This is a genomic window from Flavobacterium sp. 120, assembly GCF_003633605.1.
Taxonomy (GTDB): Bacteria; Bacteroidota; Bacteroidia; order Flavobacteriales; family Flavobacteriaceae; genus Flavobacterium; species Flavobacterium algoritolerans.
Genome location: NZ_RBKZ01000001.1, coordinates 96,727 through 108,880 on the forward strand (window position 1 = coordinate 96,727; position 12,154 = coordinate 108,880).

The 12,154-nt window shown below is 35.1% G+C and carries 12 protein-coding genes; 11 read left to right on the top strand and 1 reads right to left on the bottom strand.

Annotation, left to right across the window (positions count from 1 at the left end; all coding sequences use genetic code 11):
- The first annotated feature begins 14 nt into the window (after positions 1-14).
- From C8C87_RS00390 to C8C87_RS00435, 10 genes are all read left to right on the top strand, one after another.
- Positions 15-1,064 (top strand): 2Fe-2S iron-sulfur cluster-binding protein, encoded by a 1,050-nt coding sequence (locus tag C8C87_RS00390; protein ID WP_121340741.1) that lies wholly within the window; start codon positions 15-17, stop codon positions 1,062-1,064.
- Complete coding sequence (gene nuoH / locus C8C87_RS00395; RefSeq protein WP_099713775.1) at positions 1,057-2,109, top strand: NADH-quinone oxidoreductase subunit NuoH; 1,053 nt, start codon at positions 1,057-1,059, stop codon at positions 2,107-2,109. The genes C8C87_RS00390 and nuoH overlap by 8 nt, the downstream gene beginning before the upstream one ends.
- A gap of 133 nt (positions 2,110-2,242) precedes the next feature.
- Positions 2,243-2,788, top strand: a complete 546-nt coding sequence (locus C8C87_RS00400) for an NADH-quinone oxidoreductase subunit I (protein WP_121340742.1) — start codon at positions 2,243-2,245, stop codon at positions 2,786-2,788.
- Positions 2,788-3,300 carry an NADH-quinone oxidoreductase subunit J gene (locus C8C87_RS00405; protein WP_091172454.1) on the top strand — a complete coding sequence of 171 codons (513 nt, stop codon included), beginning with the start codon at positions 2,788-2,790 and terminating at the stop codon, positions 3,298-3,300. Before C8C87_RS00400 ends, C8C87_RS00405 begins: the two co-directional genes overlap by 1 nt.
- A gap of 1 nt (position 3,301) precedes the next feature.
- A complete protein-coding gene (nuoK, locus tag C8C87_RS00410) occupies positions 3,302-3,622 on the top strand; it encodes an NADH-quinone oxidoreductase subunit NuoK (protein WP_066079401.1) in 321 nt (106 codons plus the stop codon).
- 6 nt (positions 3,623-3,628) lie between these two features.
- A complete protein-coding gene (nuoL, locus tag C8C87_RS00415; protein ID WP_121343246.1) occupies positions 3,629-5,512 on the top strand; it encodes an NADH-quinone oxidoreductase subunit L in 1,884 nt (627 codons plus the stop codon).
- 9 nt (positions 5,513-5,521) lie between these two features.
- Positions 5,522-6,964, top strand: coding sequence for a NuoM family protein (locus tag C8C87_RS00420; RefSeq protein ID WP_121340743.1), 1,443 nt, complete (start codon positions 5,522-5,524; stop codon positions 6,962-6,964).
- Between the two features lie 13 nt (positions 6,965-6,977).
- Positions 6,978-8,348, top strand: a complete 1,371-nt coding sequence (locus C8C87_RS00425) for an NADH-quinone oxidoreductase subunit N (protein WP_121340744.1) — start codon at positions 6,978-6,980, stop codon at positions 8,346-8,348.
- A gap of 183 nt (positions 8,349-8,531) precedes the next feature.
- Positions 8,532-9,248 (top strand): DsbA family protein, encoded by a 717-nt coding sequence (locus C8C87_RS00430; RefSeq protein WP_121340745.1) that lies wholly within the window; start codon positions 8,532-8,534, stop codon positions 9,246-9,248.
- Positions 9,249-9,301: 53 nt separating this feature from the next.
- Positions 9,302-10,285 (top strand): Gfo/Idh/MocA family protein, encoded by a 984-nt coding sequence (locus tag C8C87_RS00435; RefSeq protein WP_121340746.1) that lies wholly within the window; start codon positions 9,302-9,304, stop codon positions 10,283-10,285.
- A 79-nt stretch (positions 10,286-10,364) separates the two neighbouring features.
- On the opposite strand, the gene C8C87_RS00440 is transcribed toward C8C87_RS00435, so the two are convergent.
- Complete coding sequence (locus tag C8C87_RS00440) at positions 10,365-10,961, bottom strand: hypothetical protein (RefSeq protein ID WP_121340747.1); 597 nt, start codon at positions 10,959-10,961, stop codon at positions 10,365-10,367.
- Between the two features lie 189 nt (positions 10,962-11,150).
- On the opposite strand from C8C87_RS00440, the gene C8C87_RS00445 reads away from it, so the two are divergent.
- Entirely contained in the window at positions 11,151-12,023 is an 873-nt protein-coding gene (locus C8C87_RS00445) for an AraC family transcriptional regulator (RefSeq protein WP_121340748.1), read from the top strand.
- Positions 12,024-12,154 lie beyond the last annotated feature (131 nt).

Here is a 12,154-nt window from a genome sequence, read left to right on the forward strand (position 1 = left end):
AAGAATTTCAGAAAATGAAAGTAACCATAGACGGTCAAAGCATAGAAGTAGAACCAGGAACAACAATCCTGCAGGCAGCACGTATGATAGGTGGAGAAGTAGTTCCGCCAGCAATGTGCTATTATTCTAAACTAAAAGGTAGCGGTGGAAAATGCCGTTGTTGTTTAGTGGAAGTTTCCAAAGGAAGTGAAGCCGATCCAAGACCAATGCCTAAATTAATGGCATCTTGTGTAACCGGTTGTATGGACGGAATGGAAGTAAACAGTAAATCTTCGCCAAGAGTAACCGAAGCAAGAAAATCAGTAACGGAATTTTTATTGATTAATCACCCGTTAGATTGTCCGGTTTGTGATCAGGCAGGAGAATGTGATTTGCAAAATTTAAGCTTCGAACACGGGAAATCAGAAACTCGTTTTATCGAAGAAAAAAGAACTTTTGAGCCAGAAAATATTGGTCCAAATATTCAATTGCACATGAATCGTTGTATTCTTTGTTACCGTTGCGTAATGGTGGCAGATCAATTGACTGATGATCGTGTACACGGAGTAATGGATAGAGGAGATCATTCTAATATATCAACTTGTATCTCAAAAGCGGTTGATAATGAGTTCTCTGGAAATATGATTGATGTTTGCCCGGTAGGAGCTTTAACTGATAAAACATTTAGATTTAAATCTAGAGTTTGGTTCAGTAAGCCTTATAATGCACACAGAAATTGCCCTACTTGTTCTGGAAAAACTACCGTTTGGATGTTTGGTGACGAAATCCAACGTGTTACCGGAAGAAAAGACGAATACCATGAAGTAGATGAATTTATTTGTAATGGATGTCGTTTTGATCACAAAGATATTGCAGATTGGACTATTGAAGGACCAAGAGCATTCGAAAAAGATTCGGTTATCAACCAAAATAAATACAACAGAAAATTACAAAAAGTGGAAATCGCTACTGAAGAAAATATTCTTTTAGGTAGAGAAGAAGACCGTAAGAAAATAAGTATGGTCGAAATTCCATTGACTGAGGAAGACATTATTAATCAAAAAAGCTTGGGTAATAATGGATAGTACTATTATCATAGAAAAAAGTGTCATTATTATTGCGGTTTTTGCTTTGACAATGTTAATGGCAATGTATTCCACTTGGGCTGAACGAAAAGTTGCCGCTTGGCTTCAAGATCGTGTTGGACCAAATAGAGCCGGTCCTTTTGGATTGTTTCAACCGCTTGCCGATGGTTTAAAATTATTCTCGAAAGAAGAATTTGAGCCTAATACACCAAACAGATTTTTGTTTTTTGTAGGTCCGGCAATTGCAATGAGTACCGCTTTAATGACCAGTGCCGTAATTCCTTGGGGAGATAAACTGCATTTGTTTGGAAGAGATATTTTATTGCAGGCCACTGATTTAAACATTGGATTATTATACTTTTTTGGAGTTGTTTCAGTAGGTGTTTACGGAATCATGATTGGTGGTTGGGCATCTAATAATAAATTCTCTTTGATGGGTGCGGTTCGTGCTGCTTCGCAAATGGTATCTTATGAAGTTGCCATGGGACTTTCGATGATTGCTTTGTTGATGATGACCGGAACGTTGAGTTTAAGAGAGATTTCAGCGCAACAAGCAGGAATGAATTGGAATGTTTTTTACCAACCGTTATCTTTTATTATATTTTTAATTTGTGCTTTTGCAGAAACGAACAGAACTCCTTTTGACTTAGCGGAATGCGAAAGTGAATTAATTGGAGGTTATCATACCGAATATTCCTCAATGAAAATGGGATTCTATTTATTTGCTGAATATGCTAATATGTTTATCTCTTCTACGATTTTGGCGGTTTTATTCTTTGGAGGATATAATTATCCTGGAATGAGTTGGGCTGTTGAAAATTGGGGTGTAAATATTGCCAACATTATAGGATTTGGTGCTTTGTTTATCAAATTGTGCGGATTCATATTTTTCTATATGTGGGTTCGTTGGACTATTCCAAGATTCAGATACGATCAATTGATGCATTTGGGTTGGAGAATACTAATTCCATTGTCGATCATTAATATTATAATTACCGGAATTGTAATTTTGAGAAGTGAAATTGCAACTTATTTAGGATTTTAATTAGTACCGAAAAGCCCTAGCCCTGATAGCAGTGGAAATCCTTTTATCCTGAACTTGTTTCAGGATCCTGAAACAAGTTCAGGATAAAAGATTGAAACGAATAGCAGGATTAAGCTTCAAATAAAAATAAAAAATGTCAATAGAAAGTATATCCTTATCGGGAAGAAAAAAGCAAGTCTCTAACAAGGAGATGACTTTTTGGGAAAGAATGTATCTTGTTGCGATTGTCAAAGGTTTGATAATTACGATTCAGCATTTGTTCACCAGAAAAGTAACGATTCAGTATCCGGAGCAAGTACGTGTAATGAGTCCGGTGTATCGCGGTCAGCACATGTTGAAGCGTGATGAGCAAGGTCGTGAGAACTGTACGGCTTGTGGTTTGTGTGCGTTGTCTTGTCCTGCGGAAGCGATTACGATGAAGGCTGAAGAACGCAGAGCAGATGAAAAACATTTGTACAGAGAAGAAAAATATGCATCGATTTATGAAATCAATATGTTGCGTTGTATTTTTTGTGGATTGTGTGAAGAGGCTTGTCCGAAAGACGCTATTTACTTGACAACTTCTAAAGTTCTGGTTCCTTCAAGTTATGAAAGAGAAGATTTTATCTTTGGAAAAGACAAATTGGTCATGCCGCTTGAAATGGCAATGAAAAACGCTCAACTTAAAAACGCTAACTAATGTCTACGATACTTATAATTTTTTGTGTATTGGCTGCTATCACATTAGCAACCGCATTTTTGACAATTTTTAGCAAAAATCCGATTCACAGTGCTATTTATTTAGTGATTTGTTTCTTTTCGATTGCAGGTCATTATCTATTATTGAATTCTCAATTCTTGGCGATAGTGCATATTATTGTGTATTCTGGAGCGATTATGATTTTGTTTTTATTCACGATAATGTTGATGAATTTAAATGAGGAAAGAGAAGTGCACCGACCTAGAATTACGCGATTAGGAGCTATTGTTTCTTTTTGTTTAATCTGTTTGGTTTTGATAGCTATTTTTATCAATTCAAAACCTATTGTTGGAGAATATGTAACTACTGGCGAAGATTATCAGTCTATAAAAGTATTGGGTAAAATCTTGCTGAATGAATATATGGTTCCGTTTGAATTTGCTTCCATATTACTTTTAGTTGCTATGATTGGAACTGTTTTATTGTCTAAAAAAGAAAAATTGCAAAAATAAGATGAACAATATTTTAAACCACATTGGTATTGAAAATTATATATTCCTAAGCGTAATACTTTTTTGTATTGGCGTTTTCGGAGTGTTGTACAGACGAAATGCCATTATCGTATTTATGTCAATTGAAATTATGCTGAATGCAGTAAACTTATTGTTTGTAGCATTTTCAACTTATCATCAAGATGCGCAAGGACAAGTTTTTGTGTTCTTCTCGATGGCTGTTGCTGCGGCAGAAGTTGCGGTAGGATTGGCAATTCTGGTTTCTATCTTTAGAAATTTAGGATCAATTACTATCGATAATTTAAAAAACTTAAAAGGATAAATGGAAATGAATACCAATATAGCTTTAGTTTTAGTTCTCGCTCCTTTTTTAGGATTTTTAATCAATGTTTTCTTTGGCAAAAGCCTTGGAAAATCCCTTTCTGGAATAATTGGAACGCTTTCAGTAGTGGTTTCTTTTATTGCGACTGCTTACTTCTTTGGGGGAATTGCAGCGCAACCGGAAGGAATTCGAATTTCACTTTTTGATTGGATCCAAATCAGTAATTTCAAAGTTGATTTTGGATTTCAATTGGACCAATTGTCCATTTTATGGTTGCTTTTCGTAACTGGAATTGGGTCTTTGATTCATTTGTATTCCATAAGTTACATGCACGATGATGAAAATATGCACAAGTTTTTCGCGTATTTGAATCTGTTTATATTCTTCATGATTACATTAGTAATAGGAAGTAACTTATTAGTGTTGTTCATCGGTTGGGAAGGCGTTGGTCTTTGTTCGTATCTGTTAATTGGATTTTGGCATAAAAACCAAGAGTACAATGACGCTGCTAAGAAAGCATTCATCATGAACCGTATTGGTGATTTAGGGTTGTTAGTTGGAATTTTTATTCTAGGGAATTTATTTTCGACTTTAGATTACGCTACTTTAAAAACGGCTATCGCTGGTGCAACGGATCTTAATATGTATTGGCTTTCTGTTGCTGCTTTCGCTTTATTTATTGGAGCTTGTGGTAAATCGGCACAAATTCCATTGTATACTTGGTTACCGGATGCGATGGCTGGTCCAACACCAGTTTCGGCATTGATTCACGCAGCTACAATGGTAACTGCAGGGATATTTATGATTACCAGATTGAATTTCTTATTTGATTTAACTCCAGATGTACAATCGATAATTGCTGTAGTTGGAGCTGTTACTGCTTTAGTTGCTGCAACCATTGGATTGGTTCAAAACGATATCAAGAAAGTTTTGGCTTATTCTACTGTTTCTCAATTGGGATTAATGTTCTTGGCTTTAGGTTTAGGCGCTTATGAAGTGGCTGTTTTCCACGTAATCACACACGCTTTCTTCAAAGCTTGTTTGTTCTTGGGTTCAGGTTCTGTAATTCACGCTTTGCACGGAGAACAAGACATGCGCAACATGGGTGGTTTGAAAAAAGCAATGCCGATTACTTTTGCAACAATGTTGATTGCTTCTTTAGCAATTTCCGGAGTTCCATTATTCTCTGGGTTTTTCTCGAAAGACGAAATCTTATTAGTGGCTTTCCATCATAATATTCCGTTATGGGTTGTGGCTTCGGTTGCTTCTATAATGACTGCTTTCTATATGTTCCGTTTGATGTTCTTAACGTTTTTCCAAGAATTCAGAGGAACCGCAGAACAAAAACATCATTTGCACGAAAGTCCTTCTTTGATTACTATTCCTTTGATTGTTTTAGCAATTTTGGCAACTATCGGTGGTTTGATTAGTTTACCAGGAAACAGTTGGTTGAATCATTATCTGATTCCAATTTTACCAAAATTAGCAACCGCTGAACACCATTTAGGAACTACTGAATATATCTTGATGGCCATTGCTGTTGTGGGTGGATTAGTAGGAATTGGTATTGCTTACGCCAAATACATCAAACAAAATACAGTTCCGACTGAAGATGCTGAAATTACAGGATTTTCTAAAGTGCTTTACAATAAATATTATGTTGATGAATTTTATGACGCTATTTTTGTTAAACCAATTAATTTCTTGTCTCGTTTTTTCAGAGACACTGTAGAAACTGGTTTGTCAGCTTTAGTTTTTGGATTCGGAAAAGTTACCAACGAAATAAGTTACCAAGGAAAGAAAATACAAAATGGAAGCATTGGTCTTTATCTTTTTGTTTTCGTATTAGGGCTTTGTGCCATTGTTTCTTATTTATTTTTAGCTCAATAATCTTATACTATGAATGTATCTCTAATATTAATTATACTTTTGGTTGGTGCGTTTGCAACTTATCTTGCAGGCGATAAACTGGCTTCAAAAGTGGCTTTGTTCTTTGGATTAGCTGCTGCAGGCGCTTCTGTTGTATTATTAAATCACTATAATTTAGGTGAAAATATCAGTTTCATCAACCAGTGGATTACGCAGCCTAATATTTCTTTTGCTCTAAAAGCAGACGGATTATCAATGGCAATGCTGTTATTGACCACAGTTTTGACTCCAATAATTATATTTTCCTCTTTTGGAAATGACTATAAAAATTCAAAATCATTTTATGCTTTAATCTTGTTTATGGCGTTTGCAATGGCAGGAACTTTCTTGGCATCAGATGGTTTGTTGTATTATATTTTCTGGGAATTAGCATTGATTCCAATTTACTTCATTGCTTTAATTTGGGGTAACGGAGATACAGAAGAACGCAAAAAAGCGGTAGTTAAATTCTTTATCTACACACTTGCTGGTTCTTTATTTATGTTGGTTGCTTTTGTTTATATGTATCAAAAATCAGGAAGTCTTTTATTAGAAGATTTATACAAATTAAATTTATCAGCAACGGAACAATTGTGGATATTCTTGGCTTTCTTCTTGGCGTATGCCATTAAGATTCCATTAATTCCTTTTCACACTTGGCAAGCAAATGTGTACCAAAAAGCACCAACTGTTGGGACAATGCTTTTGTCTGGTATCATGCTAAAAATGGGATTGTACAGTGTTATCCGTTGGCAATTGCCATTGGCGCCATTGGCAGCCAAAGAATACATGTATATTTTCATAGGACTTGGAATTGCAGGTGTAATTTACGGATCTATCGTAGCATTGAAACAAAAAGATTTAAAGAAATTATTAGCGTATTCTTCTTTGGCTCACGTTGGTTTGATTGCTGCAGGAACATACACTTTGACATTAGACGGATTGCGTGGAGCAGTTTTACAAATGATTGCACATGGATTTGTAGTTGTTGGATTGTTTTATGCTGCTGAAATTATTTTCAGAAGATACGAGACCAGAGCCATTGGTGAAATGGGAGGTATTCGTACACAATCACCAAAATTCACTTCGATGTTTATGATTTTGGTTTTAGCATCTGTTGCCTTGCCAACTACTTTTAACTTTATTGGAGAATTCACCGTTTTATACAGTCTTTCACAAATTAATATTTGGTTTGCCATTTTAGGAGGAACTACAATAATTTTAGGAGCGTATTATATGTTGAAAATGTTTCAACATGCCATGTTGGGAGAAACCAATTCTAAAGTTTTTGCTGATGTAACGATCAATGAAGGAATAACATTGGTACTTATAATTGGTGTTTTATTCTTTTTTGGGATGTATCCAAAACCAATTACCGATCTGATTACTCCAAGTCTGGAAGAAATTTTAACTCAAATAAACCGAATTAACTAAGTCAAATAAAAAAATGAATACATTAATAGCTATAATAGGATTAGGTGTTTTATGCCTTTTATTTGAAATTTTTAATTTAAGGAAAGCCATTGTTCCAATAACAATACTTGGATTATTGGGAGTGCTGGGTTTAACTATATCTGAATTTAATTCTACGGAGAGTTACTACAACAACATGATTGTTGTCAGTAAATTTTCAAGTACTTTTTCGTCTTTGTTTATTGTGCTTACCATTTTCTTAGTGGCTTTAGGACATAACTTTTACGAAAATCATCAATCTAAAATCTCTGATTATATTGCCATAAAAATATTTTTATTGGCTGGAGCAGTAGCAATGGTTTCTTTTGGGAACTTAGCAATGTTCTTTTTAGGAATTGAAGTATTATCAATTGCGCTTTATATTCTTGCGGCAAGTGATCGTATGAATTTAAAAAGTAATGAAGCGGGAATGAAATATTTCTTGATGGGATCTTTTGCATCGGGAATCATTCTGTTTGGTATCTGTTTAATTTACGGAGCTATGGGAAGTTTTGATGTTACTGAAATCAGCGAATTATCACAATCAGCTGAATTGCCAATTTGGTTCCCAATAGGGATTGTATTGGTAACGATCGGTATGTTATTTAAAGTGGCTGCAGTTCCATTCCATTTCTGGGCACCGGATGTATACGAAGGTTCTCCAGCGTTGACAACAGCATTGATGAGTACTTTAGCGAAAGTAGTTGCTATGGCAACTTTGTACAAATTATTATCTGTTATGAATGCAGATGTTTCAGAGTCATTCAAAATGGTAGTAGTCGTGATTTCTATGGCTTCGATGACCGTTGGTAATATTATGGCATTAAGACAAACGAATGTAAAACGTATGTTGGCTTTTTCAGGGGTTTCTCATGCTGGTTTTATGTTGATGACTTTATTGAGTTTGTCTACATCAGCTGGAAGTTTGTTGTATTATGCCTCAGCGTATTCTTTATCAGGAATCGCAGCTTTTAGTGTAATTTTATACGTTTGTAAAAATAGAGACAACGAAGATGTGGTTAATTTCCACGGATTAGGAAAAACAAATCCATTATTAGCAGCCATTCTTACGGCAGCTTTACTTTCTATGGCTGGTATTCCAATTTTTGCCGGATTCTTTGCTAAGTTGGTTTTGTTCAATCAAACGATTCAAGCAGGTTACTTGGCTTTAGTAATTGTAGCTGTAGTAAATTCCATTATAAGCGTTGGTTACTACTTCAAATTAATTTTGGCGATGTACACTAAAGAACCAAACGAAGAAAGAAAAGGAACTCCGGTTATTATTTATGCTGTTGCTGTTATTGCAATTGTATTGAATATCGCATTAGGTTTGTACCCTTCATTTGTGTTGGATTTATTGGCATAAACCAAAGTTTTTTAAAAATATACAGAAAACCATCAAGAGCAATTTTGATGGTTTTTTTATGAATTACCTCGAATAAAGCCAATCTCTCAATTCCTAATAAAAGTATAATATCGAATTGATTTCAAACTAGTTTTATTAAATTTGTATATACAAATGATTTAATCGTTTACTAAATAAAGAAAGATGGCAAATACATTAAAAATACAAATTTGGTCGGATATCATGTGTCCGTTTTGTTATATAGGAAAAAGAAGAATTGAAGGTGCGCTACAAAATTTCGAACATAAAGATGCAGTTGAAATTGAATGGAAAAGCTTTCAGCTAGACGCTGGCTTTGTTGCTTCTCCCGAGGATAATATGGTAGAGCATTTGGCAGAAAAATATAGAAAAGATACTGATTGGGCTCAAGAGATGCTTGACAATATGACCCAGAATGCTAAAAATTCAGGTTTGGATTTTCATTTTGAAAAAGCGATTATGGCCAATTCATTGCATGCGCATCGCTTGTTGCATTTGGCGAAAAAGTATAATATGGCAAATGATTTAGAGGAATTACTGTTCAAAGCCTATTTGACTGATGGTAAGAATATTAATGATTTGAATACATTGAAGGCATTGGGACTGGAAGTAGGACTAAATGCAGAAGTGATTGATGAAGTATTGCATTCTGATGCTTATAAAAATGAAGTACAGCAGGACATTGCAGCAGCACAATCTATCGGTGTTCAAGGGGTTCCTTTCTTTGTTTTCGATAATAAATATGCTATTTCGGGTGCGCAACATGTTGAAACATTTGTGAAAACACTAGAGAAAGTATGGGAAGAAGGAAAGTTTGATTCAAAAGTAACGCTATTAAATGCTACCGATGGAGACAGCTGCGGAATCGATGGTTGTGATTAAAACTATAAACCTTTTTATTCTAAATTCTCAGAAGCAATAAAAAATCAGTAATTATGAGTGATAGTACAAAAGTAATCCGTTGGGGAATATTGGGATGTGGCGATGTTACCGAACTGAAAAGTGGTCCTGCATACCAGAAAACGGATGGCTTTGAAGTGGTCGCAGTAATGCGAAGAGATGCGGATAAAGCTGCAGATTATGCTAAAAGACACGGAATAAGCAAGTGTTACATGAATGCCGATGATTTGATTAATGATCCTGAGATTGATGCGATTTACATTGCTACACCTCCGGATGTTCATAAATTATACGGACTTAAGGTGGCCGAAGCGGGAAAGATTTGTTGTATCGAAAAACCTTTGGCGCCAAATTATCAAGACAGTCTTGCAATTTACGATGCCTTTGCCGCAAAAAACATTCCTTTGTTTGTAGCTTATTACAGGCGTACCTTACCTCGTTTTGAACAGATAAAAACATGGCTTGATACAGGTTGCATTGGTGAAATCAGGCATATAAGATGGCATTTGAGTAAACCGGCAAATGCTAAGGATTTATCTGGGGAATACAATTGGCGAACTGATACCGCTATTGCTACCGGTGGTTATTTTGATGATTTAGCGAGTCATGGTCTGGATTTATTCACACATCTTTTGGGAAATATAAAACAGGTTTCCGGGTTAAGTCTCAATCAACAAGGATTGTATTCGGCTAAAGATGCAGCGACTGCCTGTTGGCTGCATGAGTCTGGTATTACTGGCTCAGGAAGTTGGAATTTTGGTTGCTATGAACGGGAAGATAAAGTGGAGATTTTTGGAAGCAAAGGAAAAATAACATTTTCTGTATTTGAAAATGATCCTCTGGTACTTTCGAACGAAGCGGGGCAAACAGAAGTATTCATTGAACATCCTAAAAACATACAGTTGTATCATGTTCAGCAAATGCGAGAAGACCTTTTGGGGAATAGTAAACACCCTTCTACAGGTTTAACAGGAGCTCATACGAGCTGGGTTATGGATAAGATTATTGGGAATCTTTAGTGTTTTTCGATTGTTTAAAACCAAAAAAAAAGGCTGTCTAATAAAGACAGCCTCATAATTACTACAATTTATTCAATCACTATTTGGTAGTAACTGTTTCGCTAAATGTTTTACCATTGTAGGTTATCTCAAACGTATATTTACCGTTATGAGCGCTACTCAAGTCAAATATTTTACCTACATAAAGATCAGCAGCCAAAGTTTCTTTATACACTTCAGTTTGATCCGAGTTGTAAACAGCAACAGTAACCGGAACTTTTTCAAGGTTTAAAACATTAACAGTAACGATTCCGTTTTTATTTGCCACAACTGGTTTGTACACTTCAGAAATAGCATTGGCAGACAATTTTGCTTTGTTACCCACTACCTCAATTTTATACTTTGAAATTTTAAGAGCACTTTCTGCTTTCAAGAAGTAGATTCCGTCTGGCAAAGCAGTCAAATCGTATGTTCTGTTGATGTTATCTTCAGAAGTTACTTTTTCCTGATAGATTAAACTGTCATTAGTGTCATAAATTGACAAATCAATTTTCTTAATCTCTTTCAAACTAAAACTTACAGTTTTTCCTTCTTCTTTTATTAAATCCAGTGAAAAATCTGCGTTTCCTGCATGTGCTTGTACGGCAGTCAAAACTACTGCGGCTAATACTAAACTAAATTTTAAAATCTTTTTCATAATCGTAAACTTTTTAGATTTATAATGATATTTATCCGATGCTAAATTACCCTAACCTATTCAGTATGAGTAGTGCTGAATTTTCTATTTTGTGTGCTATTTTACCTTTTACGAAATCGATTAAGGTTAAAAAAGTTAATCGAGTGTCTATTTTCGATAATTTTGTGCTAATTCTAAATACGTATTCGTATGAAAATTATACCACCAGCTTTTGAAATTATTGCTCCATCCTTTGGGAGCTCTTTTTCTTTTTCGAAATATGTTGAAAATGCAAACAGTAAAGCACACTTGTGGCATTATCATCCTGAAATAGAACTGGTTTTTGTTAATGGGGGTTCTGGAAAACGCCAGATAGGAAGTCATATTTCATATTATACCGATGGTGATTTGATTCTGATAGGAAGTAATTTACCCCATTGTGGATTTACCAATGAAGAAACCGGAAACAAAAATGAAACGGTCATACAGATGAAACCGGATTTCTTGGGGAATGGATTTTTTGATATTTCGGAAATGACCAATATTAGGAATCTTTTTAGTCAAGCCAAAGCCGGAATTGCTTTTGAAGGTGAAACTAAAAGAAATATAGGAAAGAAAATAGAGTCGATGGAAGAACAGTCGCAGTTTGAAAGACTGTTGACCATGTTAAGTATTCTAAATGAGTTGGAACTCTCCAAAGAATCTACCGTTTTGAATGCCGATGGATTTTCGATAGAAATGCAAATGCAGGATAATGACCGCATCAATGCTGTTTTTAATTATGTAAAAGATAATTTTCAGGATCATATTACGCTCGAACAAGTTTCGGAATTGGTGAGTATGACGGAACCTTCCTTTTGTAGGTATTTTAAAAAGATAACTAATAAAACCTTTACCAAATTTGTAAATGATTACCGTTTGGTTCACGCCTCAAAATTGCTTGCTGAAAAGCCCATCAGCATTTCTGAGATATGTTATGAAAGTGGTTTTAATAATTTCAGTTATTTCAATAAATCGTTCAAAGAATTTACAGGTAAAAGTGCTTCGCAATACCGTCAGGAACTGAAATCGGTGCTGAAGTAAATAAGAGCTTTATGTGCCTGGATTTTTTCTGCTACAATTTTATGCAGTAGTCAGAATGGGAAAAACTATTTAGGATAACTCGCTATAAATTATTTTGTCGTTGAAAATGATTTTTATTGTTGATGAATTTC

Excerpts from the sequence above, each read along its gene's own strand:
- C8C87_RS00400 (WP_121340742.1), top strand. The coding sequence starts at position 2,243 with ATGTCAATAGAAAGTATATCCTTATCGGGAAGAAAAAAGCAAGTCTCT.
- C8C87_RS00445 (WP_121340748.1), top strand. The coding sequence starts at position 11,151 with ATGAAAATTATACCACCAGCTTTTGAAATTATTGCTCCATCCTTTGGG.
- nuoL (WP_121343246.1), top strand. The coding sequence starts at position 3,629 with ATGAATACCAATATAGCTTTAGTTTTAGTTCTCGCTCCTTTTTTAGGA.
- C8C87_RS00405 (WP_091172454.1), top strand. The coding sequence starts at position 2,788 with ATGTCTACGATACTTATAATTTTTTGTGTATTGGCTGCTATCACATTA.
- C8C87_RS00430 (WP_121340745.1), top strand. The coding sequence starts at position 8,532 with ATGGCAAATACATTAAAAATACAAATTTGGTCGGATATCATGTGTCCG.
- C8C87_RS00390 (WP_121340741.1), top strand. The coding sequence starts at position 15 with ATGAAAGTAACCATAGACGGTCAAAGCATAGAAGTAGAACCAGGAACA.
- C8C87_RS00440 (WP_121340747.1), bottom strand. The coding sequence starts at position 10,961 with ATGAAAAAGATTTTAAAATTTAGTTTAGTATTAGCCGCAGTAGTTTTG.
- nuoK (WP_066079401.1), top strand. The coding sequence starts at position 3,302 with ATGAACAATATTTTAAACCACATTGGTATTGAAAATTATATATTCCTA.
- C8C87_RS00435 (WP_121340746.1), top strand. The coding sequence starts at position 9,302 with ATGAGTGATAGTACAAAAGTAATCCGTTGGGGAATATTGGGATGTGGC.
- C8C87_RS00425 (WP_121340744.1), top strand. The coding sequence starts at position 6,978 with ATGAATACATTAATAGCTATAATAGGATTAGGTGTTTTATGCCTTTTA.
- C8C87_RS00420 (WP_121340743.1), top strand. The coding sequence starts at position 5,522 with ATGAATGTATCTCTAATATTAATTATACTTTTGGTTGGTGCGTTTGCA.
- nuoH (WP_099713775.1), top strand. The coding sequence starts at position 1,057 with ATGGATAGTACTATTATCATAGAAAAAAGTGTCATTATTATTGCGGTT.